Raw genomic sequence first — 15,784 nt, forward strand, 5'->3', positions numbered from 1 at the left:
CATGAGCATCGATTTCATGCTCACGACGCTGATCGTCGTGGTCTCGCCCGGCACCGGCGTTCTCTATACGTTGGCGGCGGGCCTGTCGCGCGGACGGCGCGCCAGCATCGTGGCGGCCTTCGGCTGCACGCTCGGCATCGTGCCGCACATGGCCGGCGCGATCATGGGACTCGCCGCTCTGCTGCACACGAGCGCGCTCGCCTTCCAGACGCTCAAGTATCTCGGCGTCGCCTACCTCCTCTACATGGCGTGGAATACCCTCAAGGAGCATGGCACGCTCAGGGTCGAGAACGACACGCGAGCGAAGTCGAGCCTGCAGGTGATCGTCGAAGCGATCCTGCTCAACCTGCTGAACCCCAAGCTCTCGATCTTCTTTTTTGCCTTCCTGCCGCAATTCGTGCGGGCCGACGAGAGGCATCCGCTGTCCCACATGCTGCTGCTGAGCGGCATCTTCATGCTGGCGACATTCGTGGTGTTCGTCGGCTACGGCCTTTTTGCCGCGGCGGTTCGCCGGCATGTCATCTCTCGTCCGCGGATTCTCGCCTCGATGCGTCGAACCTTCGCCGCGGCATTCGTGGCTCTGGGAGTAAAGCTGTCGTTGGCCGAGCGTTAGATATCCGCGAAGACGTGGCTTTCCTTCCTGCTGCCGGGATGGGTGACCGCGCCGTCAACGGCGGGACCCACCAGTTCGGCATATTTCCATAGCGCGCCCGCCGTATAGCCATTCTTCCTGGGCTTCCACGCCTTGCGACGCTTCCTCAACTCCTTGTCGGAGAGGTCGACCGAGAGCCGGCCCTTGACCGCGTCGATGGTGATCATGTCGCCGTTCCTCAGCAGTCCGATGGGACCTCCGACCTGCGCCTCGGGTCCGACATGCCCGACGCAGAAGCCGCGCGTGCCGCCCGAGAAGCGGCCGTCCGTGATGAGAGCCACTTTCTCGCCGACGCCGAGCCCATAGAGCGCCGCCGTCGTCGACAGCATCTCGCGCATGCCCGGGCCGCCCTTCGGCCCCTCGTAGCGGATGACGATCACATCGCCTTCCTTGAACTTGCCCTTCACCACGGCGTCGAACGCAGCCTCTTCCGAATCGAAGCAGCGCGCCGGACCGGTGAAGGTAAGCCTATGCATCCCCGCCACCTTCACGATCGCGCCGTCGGGCGCGAGGTTTCCCCTGAGGCCGACGACGCCGCCGGTCGGAGTGATGCAGTTCTTCACCCGGTAGACGACATCCTGATTCTCGGGAAACTTCACCTCCCTGTGGTTCTCGGCCAGCGTTTTGCCGGTAGCCGTCAGAACGTCACCGTGCAGCAGGCCGGCGTCGAGCAGCTCCTTGATCACGACCGGGATGCCGCCGACCTGATAGAGATCGAACGCAACGTATTTCCCGCCGGGCTTCAGATCCGCGATGTACGGCGTCTTCTTGAAAATCCGTGCGACATCATGCAGGTCGAACTTGATGCCGGCTTCGTGTGCCATCGCCGGCAGGTGCAGGCCGGCGTTGGTCGAGCCGCCGGTCGCTGCCACCACGGTGGCGGCATTCTCGAAGGCCTCGCGTGTCGCGATATCCCGCGGACGAATGCCGAGCTTCAGGAGGTTCATCGCTGCTTCGCCCGACGCCTCGGCATATTGGTCGCGCGTCTCGTAGGGCGCCGGCGCGCCGGCCGAGCCCGGCAGCGCAAGGCCGATCGCCTCGGACACGCAGGCCATGGTGTTGGCGGTGAACTGGCCGCCGCACGAACCCGCCGAGGGGCAGGCAACGCACTCGAGCTCGTGCAGATCGGCGTCGGAAAACTTGCCGGCGGCATGCATGCCCACGCCCTCGAACACGTCGACCACCGTGACATCCTTGCCGCGGAATTTGCCGGGCAGGATCGAGCCGCCGTACATGAACACCGACGGCACGTTGAGGCGGAGCATCGCCATCATCATGCCCGGCAATGACTTGTCGCAGCCGGCGAGTGTCACCATGGCGTCGTAGCAATGGCCGCGCATGGTGAGCTCGACCGAATCGGCGATCAGATCGCGCGACGCCAGCGACGACTTCATGCCCTGGTGCCCCATCGCGATGCCGTCTGTCACGGTGATGGTCGTGAACTCGCGCGGCGTGCCGCCGCCACGATCGACGCCGATCTTCGCCGCCTGCGCCTGGCGGTTGAGCGCGATGTTGCAGGGCGCAGCCTCGTTCCAGCAGGTCGCCACCCCCACGATCGGCTGGTTGATCTGCTTCTCGTTCAACCCCATGGCGTAGAGATAGGAGCGATGTGGCGCGCGCTCCGGTCCGACCGTCGTATGACGGCTCGGCATCTTCGCTTTGTCGAAGGTCGGATTGGGATGCAGCTTCAGTTGCTTCTTCTTGGCCATCGCGCTCGGGTCTCCGCCCTTCGAGTGGAAGTCCGGCGGACATTACTCGGCCGCCCTTTGCCGGGAAAGAGGTCCGAGACGCGAAAATCTGAAGGGCAGACGGCCATCGAAACAGCCCATACACTGGCGTTTGCAAAGGGGGAAAAGTGCCGCTCTGGATATCGATCACCATCGCCGCAGCGCTGTTCCAGAACATCCGCACGACGATGCAGCAGAAGATCCGCCATGTCCTGAGCGTCGATGGAGCGAACTTCGTCCGGTATCTCTACGGCGCCCCGCTGGCGCTCGGCATGTTGGCCTTCCTGGTCTTCGCCACCGGACGCGAGATCCCGTCACTTTCGCCGACTTTCTTTGCCCTCGTGACCCTGGCTGGCGTGGCCCAGATCGTGGCCACGTCGCTCATGATCCACTCCTTCTCGCTGCGCAACTACGCCGTGGGCACCGTCTACTCCAAGACCGAGACGGTGTTCGTCGCGCTCTATGCGACCTTCCTCGCCTCCGAGCCGCTGAAGTTCGGCGCCTGGATCGGTATTCTCGTGTGCCTGTCCGGTGTCGCCATCCTGAGTGTACGCGGCTCGTTCGCGAACATCAGGAACGTGATCGCCGACCTGACGCACAAGGGGGCACTCTACGGCATCCTGTCGGGGCTGTTCTTTGCCGTCGCGGCAGGAACGATCCGCGAGGCTTCCAAGCACGAGCACAGCGGCGACTTCATGGTGCGCGGCATCACCGTGCTCGCCTGCATGAACACCATCCAGATCGTGATCATGGCCGCCTATCTCGCCATTCGCGACCGGCCGCAGCTCGGCAAGGTTCGGCACAATTGGCGCTCGTCGATCTGGGTCGGTATCTTCAGCGTGCTGGGATCTGCCGGCTGGGCCCTCGCCATGACGCTCGAAAACGCGGCCCTCGTGCGCGCCGTCGGCCAGATCGAGCTCGTCTTCACCTTCATCGCCTCCCATCTCGTCCTGAAAGAGCGGCCATCCGTCGGTGAATGGATCGGCAGCCTTCTGGTCGTGGGCGGCGTCGTGCTCGTCCTCATTGTCCGGTGATCCATGACAGACCAAACAATGCCTCGTCCTCTCACGGGCGTCCGTGTGCTCGACTTCTCGACCACCATTGCCGGGCCGCACTGCGCCCGGCTGATGGCAGACATGGGTGCCGACGTCATCAAGGTCGAATCCCCGGAAGGCGACCTGATGCGCAGTCGCCCGGTGCAGCGCGACGGCGCTGGCACGATGTTCGGCCAGCTCAACGCCGGCAAACGTTCGATCGTACTCGATCTCAAGCGGCCCGAAGCGGTGGCGGCGGTCAAGAAGCTCGTGAAGGGCATCGATATCGTGCTGGAGAACTATCGGCCCGGCGTGATGAAGCGGCTCGGGCTCGACTATCACGAACTGGCGAAGGCCAACCCGCGACTCATCTACGGCGCGATCTCTGGCTACGGCCAAAGCGGGCCAGCGGCCGGCCGTCCGGCCTATGCACCTGTGATCCACGCCGCCACCGGCTATGACATGGCCCATCTCGGCTACCAGGGCGGTCGCGAACGTCCGGACAATTGCGGCATCTTCGTCGCCGACTATGCAAGCGGCGCCTATGCGCTGGGTGGCATCCTGGCCGCGCTTCACCAGCGGCACGTCACCGGCAAGGGCCAAATGGTGGATGTGTCGATGTTCGAGAGTCTCGTCGGCATGCTGCTGGGCGAGGTCAACCGCGCGCAGTTCGACTTCGAGGTGCCGTCCCGGCCCATGTACGGACCGATCGAGGCCAAGGACGGATACGTGATGCTGGCGACGGCGAGCGAGCGCACCTTCCAGGACATGGCGACCGCGGCAGGCCGGCGCGACTGGCTCACCGATCCACGGTTCGAGAAATACGCCGACCGGCGCATGAATTGGGGCCTGTTTGTCGTGGAACTGGAAGAATGGTCCAGAACGCTCACCGTCAAGGATGTGGTTGCGGCGTTCGAGCAGCACGGCGTGCCCTGCTCGCCCTATCTCACGGTCACCGAAGCCCTGAAGGATCCCCAGGTCGAGCATCGCGGCTCGCTCTGCGCGATCGAGGACAGCGCGGGTGCCTACAAGTCGCCCGCACCGCCTTTTCGTTTTTCCGGCTCGCCGCTGCAAAGCGGGCCCAAGGTGGCAAGCCTCGGCGAGCACACCAAGGCCGTGCTGGCCGACGCAGGCTTAAGCGCGGCCGAGATCGAAGCGCTCGTCAAATGATCGACCCGCGTACCCCCATTCTCGTCGGCGGCGGCCAGATCACCGACACGACCGGCGAGCCCTCGAGCGGACGCTCGCGCGTGGCCTTCGCCGCGGAAGCCGCGCGGCTTGCCCTCACCGACGCCCGGCCATCGATCGGTGGCGACGCGCTTGGCCGTCAGATCGATGCGCTGGCGGTGATGGAGTTCTTCAGCGACATCAGCCCGCGCTTCGCCTCGCCGTTCGGCCGTTCAAGCAATCCTCCCAGGAGTGTCGCCAACCGGCTGGATGCCCGGCCGCGGCAGCTCCTCTACAGCCATTCCGGCGGCAACATGCCCCAGTACCTCGTCAACCGCTTTGCCGAGGAGATCGCGCGCGGTGAGACGCAACTTGCCCTTGTCTGCGGCGCGGAGCTTTTGCGCACTACCCAGAACGCTCGTAAGGCCGGCCTCACGATCGACTGGAACGAGGATGCGGGCGCGGAGCCCGAGCGTGTGGGCGACAAACGCTTCGGTTTCAGCGAAGAGGAGGCACGGCACGGATTGCGCGCGGCCATCCATTTCTATCCGTTGCTGGAGAATGCGATCCGCCGCGGTCTCGAACGCGACGTGCCGGCTCACATGAAGGCGATGGGCCGCTTGTTCGAACGGCTTGCCGCGGTGGCCAAGGACAATCCGCTTGCCACTCGCCGCCAAGGCTACAGCGCTGATCGGCTCGCCACCATCTCCGACGACAATCGCTGGATCTGCTTTCCCTATCCGCGGCTCATGAACGCCAACGCAATCATCGATCAGGCGGCGGCGGTTCTGATGACGTCGGTCGAGAAAGCACGCGAGTGGGGCATTCCGCAGGACCGCTGGGTATTCCTGCATGGGTGTGCCGACGGCACGGACACCTGGTTCGTGTCCGAGCGCGACCGGCTCGACGCCTCGCCCGCCATCCGTGCCTGCGCTCGCCTCGCGCTCGATATGGCCGGCAAGCGGGCATCGGACATCGCCGCCTTCGATCTCTACAGTTGCTTTCCGTCAGCAGTCGAGGTGGCGATGAAGGAGATCGGCCTGGTCGAGAACGACCCGCGGCCGATCAGCATCACCGGTGGCCTGCCCTTCTTCGGCGGTCCGGGCAACAACTACGTTACCCATGCCATCGCCGAGATGATGAAAGTGGTGCGTGCGAGGCCCGGCAGCCTCGGCATGGTGACGGCGAACGGCAATTACCTCACCAAGCATTCGGCCGGCCTCTACTCGACCGAACCAGTGGCGGGCCCATGGCGCCGCCAGGAGCCCAAAATCCTCCAGGCCGAGCTCGATTCTCGACCCAGGCAGAGCGTAAGCGCTGCGCCGACCGGCATGGGCACGATCGAGACCTACTGCGTGGCCTACGGCAAGGCAGCGCCCGAAAGGGCCTATATCTTCGGCCGACACGACGGTTCGGGCCAGCGCTTCGTGGCAATGGCCGATGGCGACCCTTCCCTGCTCGCCGACATGGTGACGCGCGAGCAGCTCGGCCGAAAGGTAAACGTCAGCCAACGGGAAGGACGTAACGTCTTCCAGCCCGTCTAGCCATTCAGGTCCGCGACAGGAACTCGGCGGCAAAGTGGAATGGCCGTGGCCGTTTTTCGGCAGGCGCAACCCATTCCACGGTGCAACGTTGGGGAGGCGCCCGGGGAGAGTTCATCAGGAGGATTTCAACATGAAGCGCTTGGCTCTCTTCTTTGCCGCCCTGATCGGCATGGCCGGCATCGCCCAAGCCCAGTCGGTGGCGACCTCGATCCCTGCCCCGGCTCCGTCGCATCATATGAGCTACCGGTCGGGCGCCATGGCTCAGTCCTGTGGCCACCAAGTCTCGATCACCGACGAATATGGCTTCAAGTACGACAGCATGGGTGATCGGCTCAATGTTCGGGGCTGCGTGATCCCGCCTCCGCACACTCGGCCCGGCGCCAAGGCGATCCAAGGCTGAACAGGGATGCACAGACGGGTCGGCGGTCGTCGATTCCCTGAGCTTGGAAAAGTCCCTCCGGCCCGTCGTCCATGACTTCCCCCAGTCGATCCGGCCTTTACGGCGCGTGATCGGAAGCCCAAGCTTGGCTCCCCGGAGGAAGCATGCCGAATATTCTGAATGCGGCGCAGGCGGCCGAGTTCAATGACAAGGGCTTCACGTATGCGCGCGGTCTCTTTGCGGCCGACGAGGTGAAGCTGCTCACCGAGGCGATGGAAAATGATCCTGCGGTGTGCGGCTCGATTCTCGACCGGCGAGACGGCGAAGGGCGCTCGACACGCATTGCGCTGTGGAACCGGGCCGGCGATGCGGTCTACGGCCTGGCGGCGCGCTGCGAGCGCATGGTCGATACTTCTGCCGCGCTGCTGGGCGGTCCGGTCTATCATTTCCAGTCGAAGCTCACGGCCAAGGAACCGGAGGTCGGCGGTGCCTGGGAATGGCACCAGGATTATGGCTACTGGTACCACAACGGCTGCCTGCGGCCCGACCTTTTGTCGATAATGGTCGCGCTCGACAGGACCACGCGCGAGAATGGCTGCCTGCAGATCGCGGCCGGCTCGCACAAGCTGGGCCGGATCGATCACACGCCGCTGTCGCCGACCCAGAACGAGGTCGATCCCAAGCGCATGCCCCATATTCTGGAGCGATGCCCGATCGAGTATTGCGAGCTCGAGCCCGGCGACGCGCTGATCTTTCATTGCAATGCCATCCACCGCTCCGACGCCAACCGCTCGCCGCGCCGTCGCTGGACCCTGCTGATCTGCTACAACCGAGTCGACAACGATACGATCGTAAAGTCGGACGACCGCTACTTCGTGCCGCTCGACAAAGTTGATGACGGCGCCATCCGCCGCGCCGGTTTGAAGTTCGCCCGTGGCGACAACCAGGAGCACTTCACCTCCCGCCCCTACGTGCCGGACCTGCGCAAGGCATCATAGCCTTTGGGGGAGGCTGACCTTGGATGTTCGCAAGGCCAGTTCTTCCGACATTCAAGCTGCCACCGGGCTGGTGGAACTTGATCGCCGGCACCGTCAGAAATACCAGCCGGTCTTCTGGCGCAAGGCGGCGAATTCGGCGGCGGCTACGCAGGAATTCCTGGCCAAGCTGCTGGAGGAACCCGGCACCTTCTTCCTGGTTGCCACCGAAGGCAGCCAGATGCTGGGCTTCCTGGTCGCGCGGAAGTTCCCGGTGCCGCCCGTTTATGATCCGGGGGGTGATACTTATCTCATCGACGATTTCTGCGTGCTCGAGCCTCGTCATTGGCTGACGGTTGGCGAGGCTCTGCTCTCGCATGTGTCGACGCTGATCCACGAGCATGGCGCCGTCCAGATCGTGGTGGTGTGCGCCGATCGGGATCTCGCCAAGGTCGAGATGCTCCGCCGATCTGATCTGGCGATCGCCTCGAACTGGTGGACGAAGTCGTTGAAATGATCGACATCAGGCGCCGAGCCGTTCCAACGCGCGGCTGAGGCGGGTCCGCGTCTTCTCTGCCTGCGCGCGGCGCTCACGCTGCTCTTCGACGACCTCTTCCGGAGCCCGCGAAACGAAAGCGGCATTGCCAAGCTTGGCATCGATCTTGCCCACCTCGTCGGCCAGCTTTCTGATCTCCTTCTGGAGGCGAGCAGCTTCGGCCTTGAGATCGATGACCTCACCCACCGGAAGGGCGTAAGTGGCCTCGCCCACCACGATCTGCAGCGCGGCCTGCGGGATGGCTTTTGCCGAGGCGTCGACGGCCTCCACGCGCGCCAGCCGTTCGATCGCGGCGCGGTGCGTGTCGAGCCGTCCGCGAGTCGTCTCGTTGGCGCCGACGGCCAGAAGTTTGAGTTTGGCGCCATCCGGTACCTTCAGTTCGGCGCGGGCCGAGCGGATGTCGGAGATCAGCTTCACCAGCCAACCGATCTCGCCCTCCGCTGTCGCGTCGACGGACGTCGGCGCTGGCCAGGGCTGGCTGATCAGCATGCCGTGCACGGTTCGATGGCCGAGCTTGTCCCACAGTTCCTCGGTGATGAAAGGCATCACGGGGTGTAGGAGCTTTAGAGTCTCGCGCAAAACGAAGGCCGTCACGGCGCGCGTCTCGTTCTTCTCAGGCGCGTCGGGCTCCTGCAGGATCGGCTTGGTGAGCTCGACATACCAATCGCAAAGGACGTCCCGGATGAACTCGTAGAGAGTGTTCGACGCGTCGTTCAGCCGGAAATCGGTCAGCGCCTTGTCTATGGCCACGTTGGCGCGCGCCAACTCGCCCAGCATCCATTTGTTGACCGTATGCTCGACGGATGACGGATCGAAATTCTGTGGGAGAGCGGCGCCATACACCTCGGCGAAGCGTGTCGCGTTCCAGAGCTTGGTAGCGAAGTTGCGCGAGCCCTCGACCCGCGCCGGCGTGAGCCGCAGCCGACCGGCCGAAGCCGCCGCCAGCGACGCCATCGTGAAGCGCAGGGCATCGGCGCCATACTTGTCGATCAGCTCCAGGGGATCGATCACATTCCCCTTGGATTTCGACATCTTCTGGCCCTTCTCGTCGGTCACCAGCCCATGCAGGTAAACGGTACGGAACGGCACTTCGTTCATGAAGTGCATGCCCATCATCATCATGCGGGCGACCCAGAAGAACAGGATGTCCCATCCCGTCACCAGCACCGACGTCGGATAGTATTTCCTGAGCGCATCGGTGTCGTCGGGCCAGCCGAGCGTCGAGAACGGCCACAGCGCCGAGCTGAACCACGTATCGAGCACGTCGGGGTCGCGCTCCAGCGGCACCTCCTTGCCGTAGTGCTTGCGCGCCTCGGCACGCGCCTCGCCTTCGGACAAAGCGACGAACAGTGTCCTGTCAGGGCCATACCAGGCCGGAATCTGGTGGCCCCACCAGAGCTGGCGCGAGATGCACCATGGCTCGATGTTCTCCATCCAGCGGAAGAATTCATCGCGGCCGCGTTCGGGCACGAATGTCACGCGGCCGTCACGCACGGCGGCCAACGGGGCGTCGGCGAGCTTCTTGGCATCGGCGTACCACTGCTCGGTCAGGAACGGTTCGACCGGCACGCCGCCCCTGTCGCCGTAAGGCACGGCGTGAGTATGCGGTTCGATTTTCTCGACGAGGCCTTGCGCTTCGAGATCGGCCACGATGGTCTTGCGCGCTTCAAAACGATCGAGCCCGCGATACTCTTGCGGCGCGTTCTCGTTGACGCGCGCGAACTTGTCGAAGATCGAGATCGCCTCAAGCTTGTGCCGCCGGCCGACCTCGAAATCGTTGAAATCATGCGCCGGCGTGATCTTCACCGCGCCCGACCCCTTCTCGGGATCAGAATAGTCGTCGGCGACGATCGGGATGCGACGCCCCACCAGTGGCAGGATCGCGTACCTGCCGATCAGGTGCTGCCATTTGGCGTCGGCGGGATGCACCGCAACCGCGGTGTCGCCCAGCATCGTCTCGGGCCTCGTGGTGGCAACGACGATATGCTCGGCGCTGCCCTCGATCGGATACTTGAGATACCATAGATGCCCCTTTACCTCGCGCGATTCGACCTCGAGGTCCGAGATCGCGGTCAGCATCTTGGGATCCCAGTTGACCAGCCGGTTGTCCTTGTAGATCAGCCCCTGCCTGTAGAGATCGACGAAGACCTTGAGGACGGCGCGCGAAAGTCCGTCGTCCATCGTGAAGCGTTCGCGGCTCCAGTCGCACGACGCACCGAGGCGCCGGAGCTGGCTTGTGATCGCGCCGCCGGAATAGGCCTTCCATTCCCAGACCTTGGCCAGAAACTCCTCACGGTTCAGCAGTTTCTTGTTGCCGTCGCCCCTGTCGGCGCCCTCGACCGCAAGGCCGATCCCCTCCTGCTCGAGGTTGCGCACGACGACCATTTGCGTCGCAATGCCAGCATGATCGGTGCCGGGCTGCCACAGCACGTCGTCGCCCTTCATGCGGCGCCAGCGGATCAGGATGTCCTGCAGCGTGTTGTCGAGGGCATGGCCCATGTGCAGGCTTCCCGTCACGTTGGGTGGCGGGATCACGATGCAATATGGAGGCTTGGCCGATTCAGGGTGCGCCTTGAACGCGCCGGACCGCTCCCACTCGGGATAGCGGCGGGCTTCGATCTCCCCGGGGTCATAGGTCTTCTCGAGCATCGCTTGCCTTATAACGAAAAACGCCACGGCGGGCCCCGTGGCGTTCTGTCGGGAGAGTGCCTCCGGGGTCAGCGGCGGGTCAGCCGGACGATCTCGCGCTCGACATACCGCTCGACGATCGGCGGCAGGTTGCGGTCGAGCCAGTCCTTGAGCATCGGCCGCAGCATCTCCTTGACCATGTCCTCGATGGTCTTGCCGCCGTGTCCCACCGAGGGGCCGGAGTCGGAGGCGCGGGGTGGCGGGACGCTTTCCTGGACCGCCTGATTCAGGCGTTCGAAGGCCGAGCTCGTGGCGCCGGCGACGGTGGAACCGATCAGGGGCTCGGAGGATTCGTTGTTCGACTGGGACATTTCAGGGGCACTCACTGGGTCGATGCGAGGAAGAGGAATGGACGTTGGTTGCGACTCGGGCGTGGCAGGTTCTTCGATCAGGTCGGTGAGAAGCAGAACATCGTCGCCCTTGCCCGGCTCCTTTGGGATGGCCGACTGGGCCATGGCGGAGTCGCGACGCGTGGGCGGCTCGCCTGTGTGCGAACGCGCTTCGTCGTCGGAAATGATCTTGCGGATGGACGCTAGGATGTCGTCCATCGACGGATCGTTGTTCGAGCTACGGCCATCGCTCATTCTTACTACTTCCCGGAATCACTGCTCCAGTCGCCGATCCAACGGGAGCCTACCTCCTTATAGTACTTCTCCTCGTCATAATATTCGACAGGCAATCCAAGGGAACGGGCCGTCAAGCGGCCGATCCCCGAAAGGACACCGTAATAGCTCACCTGCGTATCGTGGCGCGCCTGGAGGAGGCTTACCTGCGAATTCAACAGTTCCTGCTCGGCGTTCAAGACGTCCAGGGTCGTGCGGGATCCCACCAGGGCCTCCTGGCGGACGCCGTTCAACGCCACTTCGTTGGCCCGGACCTGAGCCTCGAAAGAAAGCACTCGTGAACGTGCCGAGTCGAGGTTGCGCCAGGCACGGATGACCGTCTCGGCCGCCTGCCGGCGCGCGCTGTCCAGCTCGTTGCGGCGCTGGCCGACGAGCTGCTTGGCCTGCCTTATCACGGACCACTCGCTGCCATTCTGGAAAATGGGCACCGTCGCCTGCAAACGCACGCCATACTGGTAATACTGGTCGCCCGGCACCTGAAGGTCGGATTGCGTCTGCACGTAACCCACCAGGTTGACCTGCGGCAACAGATTGGCCACAGCGCTGTTGACGCCGTAGCTCGCCGCCGTGATCCGATGCTGAGCGCTCACCGCCCGCGGCCCGTTGTCCATGGCGAGCGCCACGCACTCCTCTTCGGTCGCCGGCAGGGCGCCAATCAAAGGCAGATCGGCGAGCTTGCCTGGCTTCATGCCGATTTGATGCTGGAAAGCCGCCTCGTCGATGCGCACCTGCGCCTGCGCCTGCACGAGGTCGGCCTTCGCCTGCTCAAGCCGGGCTTCGGCCTGCGAGACGTCGGTGATGGTGAGTTCGCCGACCCGAAAGCGCTCGCGCGTGGCATCGAGCTGCTCGACCAGCACCCGCACATTGTTGCGCCGGGCATCGACGATGCCAACGTCCTGCAGCAGGTCGGCGTAGGCCTGCACCGAGGACAGCAGCACCGTCTGTTCGGTGTCGGCCAGCAGCGCCCGCTGGGCCTGGATATTGGCTTGGGCGGCCTTGGTATCCGCCACTGTCTTGCCACCGCGGAACAGGGGCTGAGTGGCCTGCAGAAGCGCGACGCGCCCGTTCAACGCAAAATTGGAGTTGATCAGCCTGACCGGGATCGAATCGGCCTGGATCTTGTTGTATTCGACCGACAGCGTGATCTTGGGGCGCCAGTTGGCGACCGCCTGGGAGAGGGTCTCGTCGGTCTGACGCAGGATCGCCCGGCCTGCCAGCAAATCCGGATTGCTGTTGTAGGTACTGGACAGGGCCTCGATCAGGCTCTGGGCCGATGCGGTCGGAATAGTGCCCAGTCCGATGGCCAGCACGCCTACCGCCCAGGCGCAAGCGCGCTTCAAGGTCGGCCGGTTACCCATTGAAATAACCCCCCAATTCTTTCAGCCAACCCTATCATTGTTGGGCCGCCCATTGATAGTATTTCCGCGACCCATACCAACCTCTTACGTCAGAAAGTGAAGCGCTGGGGCGGCGCGAACCCCGGCAGGAGGGGGGTGCTGGCATCGAACAGCGGCCGCCCGGAAGTCACCCCGCCCTCCTTCAGCGCGAGCCGGGCAACGCCCAAGGCACCATTCGGCCCGGCGAGGACGGTGGTCAACCGGCCCCCCTCGGCCAGTTGGTCGAGGATCGCTGGCGGAATCTCCCGCACCGCACCCTCGATCAGGATCATGTCGTAGGGCGCCGAGGCCGGCACACCACCCTGCATCGGAGCGACGACCTGCTGGACGTTGTCGATGCCCAATTCCTTCATGGTCTGCTCGGCCGCACTGGCGAGCGACTGATCGCTCTCGAGGGCCACTACCGCCTTGACCAGCCGCGACACGAGGGCGGCGCCGTAGCCCCGCCCGGATGCGACGACCAGCGCGCGCTCGTCTGCCGCTGGCTCAAGTGCCTGGATCAGCCGCGCGACGACCATCGGCTCCATGAGGAATCGCCCGCCGCCCAGTGGCACGTCATCGTCCGCATAAGCAACTGATCTCAGTCCCTCGGGCAGGAACCGCTCGCGCGGCAGATCCGCAATGACGGTCAGCAAGGCATTGCTGGTGACCCGGTTGGGCCGGAGTTGACCGTCGATCATATTGCGGCGCGCAAGCGCGAAATCTGTCATTGGCTGATCCCAAAAATCTCGCATTGTTATAGGCGGCGCGCGGCGGAAGCGTCAAAGGTTGGTGCGTCGCAGCCGCTTGACCGTTCTCTCACCCCATGCCTATAGCAGCGCCGTTTCTGCGGCCGGCCTGGTGGCAGAGTGGCTATGTAGCGGACTGCAAATCCGTCAATGCCGGTTCGATTCCGGCCCAGGCCTCCAACGCGGCTGGCGCGAAGATCGCCCCCCTTGCCTGCGGGGGAACACTCTGCCAAAAGTCCGCGGCTTCGCGGGCCGTTTACCGCCGGCCGCAACGAATTTTTCCGGAGTAGCTCAGCGGTAGAGCAGGCGACTGTTAATCGCCGGGTCGCAGGTTCGAACCCTGCCTCCGGAGCCACATAGCTACGGCGCGCCTATGCAAGTGGGCGCGCCGTAGTCGTTTCAGGTCGCCGCAGGCCAATGCCCGCGAGCAGCCGGCGGGGCGCGAGTCGTTTTTCCGGACGTCAAAGCGGCAGCGCAAGGAGACGTGATGAACGCGGTCCTGAGGATGAAGAAACCGGACATCTTGGCCCTGTAGAAGACTTGCGACGGCGGCCGAGTACTCTCGCCACCGGCCCGTGGCTGCGCTATCGAGCGGCTCCCTCATGTTCCGGGAGTCGCGCCATGAACCAGCCCCACCTGCCCAACGAGACCGCCGAACTGGTCCGACAGGAAGTTGCATTCCGGGGCTACTTCAAGGTCGTCCGCTACTTTTTCCGCCATGGATTGCATCAAGGCGGCCAAAGCAAGGTCATTGCGCGCGAGGTGTTCGAGCGCGGCCAGGCGGCCGCCGTACTGCCTTATGATGCCGGCCGCGACGAGGTCGCGCTGATCCGCCAGTTCCGGGCCGGCGCCTATGTGGCGGGCCATCATCCGTTCACGTGGGAGATCGTCGCCGGGATCATCGAGGACGGCGAGACGGCCGAAACCCTGGTTCGACGGGAGGCCGTCGAGGAAGCCGGGCTCGAGGTCGCCGATCTGCTGCCAGTGCAGAACGTCATGCTCACGCCCGGCGCGTGCTCGGAGTCGTGCCAGATCTTCGTCGGTCGTGCCGACACGGGAAGCGCCGGCGGCATCTTTGGCCTCGAATCGGAGGGCGAAAATATCCTCGTCAAGGTTATGTCGTTCGCCGAGGCCTACGCCATGATCGAACGCTGCGAGGTCGACAACGCGGTAAGCGTCATCGCCCTGCAATGGCTCGCGCTCCATCGCGACGATATGCGTCGGCGCTGGCGCTAGCGGTTGCTTTGGCCCCCTATCCCTGTCTACGGTCGGCCGGGAAGCGAGCGCAGGGTCAGAAGAGCGAGTTCCATTATGAACGTCCGGTCGGGTTTCATCGACAGCATCGGCAACACGCCGCTGATCAGGCTGCGCGCGGCGTCCGACGCCACGGGCTGCAACATTTACGGCAAGGCAGAATTCCTCAACCCAGGCGGCTCGGTGAAAGACCGCGCGGCACTCGCCATCATCGAGGACGCTGAGAAACAGGGCAAACTGCGGCCGGGCGGCGTCATCGTCGAAGGCACAGCCGGCAACACCGGGATCGGCATCGCGCTGGTCGCCAATGCACGCGGCTACCGGTCTGTGATCGTGATGCCCGAGACGCAGAGCCAGGAGAAAAAGGACATGCTGCGGCTGTGCGGAGCCGAGCTCATCCTCGTGCCGGCCGTACCCTATGCCAACCCCGGCAACTATGTCCGTTACTCGGGTCGGCTTGCCGGGGAGTTGGCCGCCAAAGAGCCCAACGGCGTGATCTGGGCCAACCAGTTCGACAACGTGGCCAACCGAGACGGCCACTACCGCACGACCGGCCCCGAGATCTGGGAGCAGACCGACGGCAAAGTCGACGGCTTCACCTGTTCCGTCGGAACTGGTGGAACGCTGGGCGGTGTCGCGCGTGCGCTCAAGGAGCGCAACGCCAACGTCAAGATTGCACTCAGCGATCCAATGGGATCGGCGTTCTATAACTGGTTTACAAAGGGCGAGCTGAAAGCCGAAGGAAGCTCGATCACCGAGGGTATCGCCAATAGTCGCATTACGGCCAACCTCGACGGCACGCCCATCGACATGGCCTACCAGATCACCGACGAGGAGGCGCTGCCTCCCTTATTCGACCTCGTGGTGCATGAGGGGTTGGTGCTGGGCGGCTCGACCGCCATCAACATCGTTGGTGCCATGCGTCTCGCGAAGGATTTGGGCCCGGGAAAGACTATCGTCACGATCCTCGCGGATGGCGGCCAGCGCTACCAGTCCAAGCTCTTCAATCCGGCCTTCCTGCGCGAAAAGAACCTGCCGTTGCCGCCATGGATGAAGTGATC

At 64.2% G+C, this 15,784-nt stretch carries 14 protein-coding genes and 2 tRNA genes; 11 read left to right on the forward strand and 5 right to left on the reverse strand.

The genetic code is table 11. The features are described from left to right. Position 1 precedes the first annotated feature (1 nt). Positions 2-613 (forward strand): LysE family translocator, encoded by a 612-nt coding sequence (locus VH499_RS02815; protein ID WP_332051165.1) that lies wholly within the window; start codon positions 2-4, stop codon positions 611-613. Here the strand turns inward: VH499_RS02815 and ilvD are convergent. Beyond that, positions 610-2,361 carry a dihydroxy-acid dehydratase gene (gene ilvD / locus VH499_RS02820; protein ID WP_332051166.1) on the reverse strand — a complete coding sequence of 584 codons (1,752 nt, stop codon included), beginning with the start codon at positions 2,359-2,361 and terminating at the stop codon, positions 610-612. The genes VH499_RS02815 and ilvD overlap by 4 nt on opposite strands. Before the next feature lie 146 nt (positions 2,362-2,507). Between ilvD and VH499_RS02825 the strand changes: the two genes are divergently transcribed. From VH499_RS02825 to VH499_RS02850, 6 genes are all read left to right on the forward strand, one after another. After that, on the forward strand, positions 2,508-3,413 hold the full coding sequence (locus VH499_RS02825; RefSeq protein ID WP_332051167.1) for a DMT family transporter: 906 nt from the start codon (positions 2,508-2,510) through the stop codon (positions 3,411-3,413). Between the two features lie 18 nt (positions 3,414-3,431). Further along, the gene (locus tag VH499_RS02830) at positions 3,432-4,583 is read left to right on the forward strand and encodes a CaiB/BaiF CoA-transferase family protein (protein WP_332051168.1); all 1,152 of its coding nucleotides are present in this window, start codon (positions 3,432-3,434) and stop codon (positions 4,581-4,583) included. After that, positions 4,580-6,124 (forward strand): acetyl-CoA acetyltransferase, encoded by a 1,545-nt coding sequence (locus VH499_RS02835; protein WP_332051169.1) that lies wholly within the window; start codon positions 4,580-4,582, stop codon positions 6,122-6,124. The genes VH499_RS02830 and VH499_RS02835 overlap by 4 nt, the downstream gene beginning before the upstream one ends. A 130-nt stretch (positions 6,125-6,254) precedes the next feature. Continuing rightward, positions 6,255-6,524, forward strand: coding sequence for a hypothetical protein (locus VH499_RS02840; protein ID WP_332051170.1), 270 nt, complete (start codon positions 6,255-6,257; stop codon positions 6,522-6,524). A gap of 143 nt (positions 6,525-6,667) precedes the next feature. Next, positions 6,668-7,501, forward strand: a complete 834-nt coding sequence (locus VH499_RS02845; RefSeq protein WP_332051171.1) for a phytanoyl-CoA dioxygenase family protein — start codon at positions 6,668-6,670, stop codon at positions 7,499-7,501. Positions 7,502-7,520: 19 nt separating this feature from the next. After that, positions 7,521-7,994 carry an N-acetyltransferase gene (locus VH499_RS02850; protein WP_332051172.1) on the forward strand — a complete coding sequence of 158 codons (474 nt, stop codon included), beginning with the start codon at positions 7,521-7,523 and terminating at the stop codon, positions 7,992-7,994. A gap of 6 nt (positions 7,995-8,000) precedes the next feature. Here the strand turns inward: VH499_RS02850 and VH499_RS02855 are convergent, their stop codons facing one another. From VH499_RS02855 to VH499_RS02870, 4 genes are all read right to left on the reverse strand, one after another. Further along, complete coding sequence (locus VH499_RS02855) at positions 8,001-10,682, reverse strand: valine--tRNA ligase (protein WP_332051173.1); 2,682 nt, start codon at positions 10,680-10,682, stop codon at positions 8,001-8,003. 68 nt (positions 10,683-10,750) lie between these two features. Beyond that, positions 10,751-11,305, reverse strand: a complete 555-nt coding sequence (locus VH499_RS02860) for a DUF2497 domain-containing protein (protein ID WP_332051174.1) — start codon at positions 11,303-11,305, stop codon at positions 10,751-10,753. Between the two features lie 5 nt (positions 11,306-11,310). After that, on the reverse strand, positions 11,311-12,654 hold the full coding sequence (locus VH499_RS02865; protein ID WP_332051175.1) for a TolC family outer membrane protein: 1,344 nt from the start codon (positions 12,652-12,654) through the stop codon (positions 11,311-11,313). Positions 12,655-12,791: 137 nt separating this feature from the next. Next, positions 12,792-13,421 carry a protein-L-isoaspartate O-methyltransferase gene (locus VH499_RS02870; protein ID WP_332051176.1) on the reverse strand — a complete coding sequence of 210 codons (630 nt, stop codon included), beginning with the start codon at positions 13,419-13,421 and terminating at the stop codon, positions 12,792-12,794. A 154-nt stretch (positions 13,422-13,575) separates the two neighbouring features. Between VH499_RS02870 and VH499_RS02875 the strand changes: the two genes are divergently transcribed. From VH499_RS02875 to VH499_RS02890, 4 genes are all read left to right on the forward strand, one after another. After that, positions 13,576-13,649: transfer RNA gene (locus VH499_RS02875), tRNA-Cys, on the forward strand. A gap of 100 nt (positions 13,650-13,749) precedes the next feature. Further along, positions 13,750-13,824, forward strand: a tRNA-Asn gene (locus tag VH499_RS02880). 266 nt (positions 13,825-14,090) lie between these two features. Beyond that, positions 14,091-14,705: an NUDIX domain-containing protein gene (locus tag VH499_RS02885; protein ID WP_332051177.1), complete on the forward strand. Its 615-nt coding sequence runs from the start codon at positions 14,091-14,093 to the stop codon at positions 14,703-14,705. Positions 14,706-14,780: 75 nt separating this feature from the next. After that, positions 14,781-15,782: a cysteine synthase A gene (locus VH499_RS02890; RefSeq protein WP_332051178.1), complete on the forward strand. Its 1,002-nt coding sequence runs from the start codon at positions 14,781-14,783 to the stop codon at positions 15,780-15,782. Positions 15,783-15,784: the final 2 nt, after the last annotated feature.

Origin of the sequence: Reyranella sp., assembly GCF_036558665.1 — a bacterium.
Lineage (GTDB): Bacteria > Pseudomonadota > Alphaproteobacteria > Reyranellales > Reyranellaceae > Reyranella.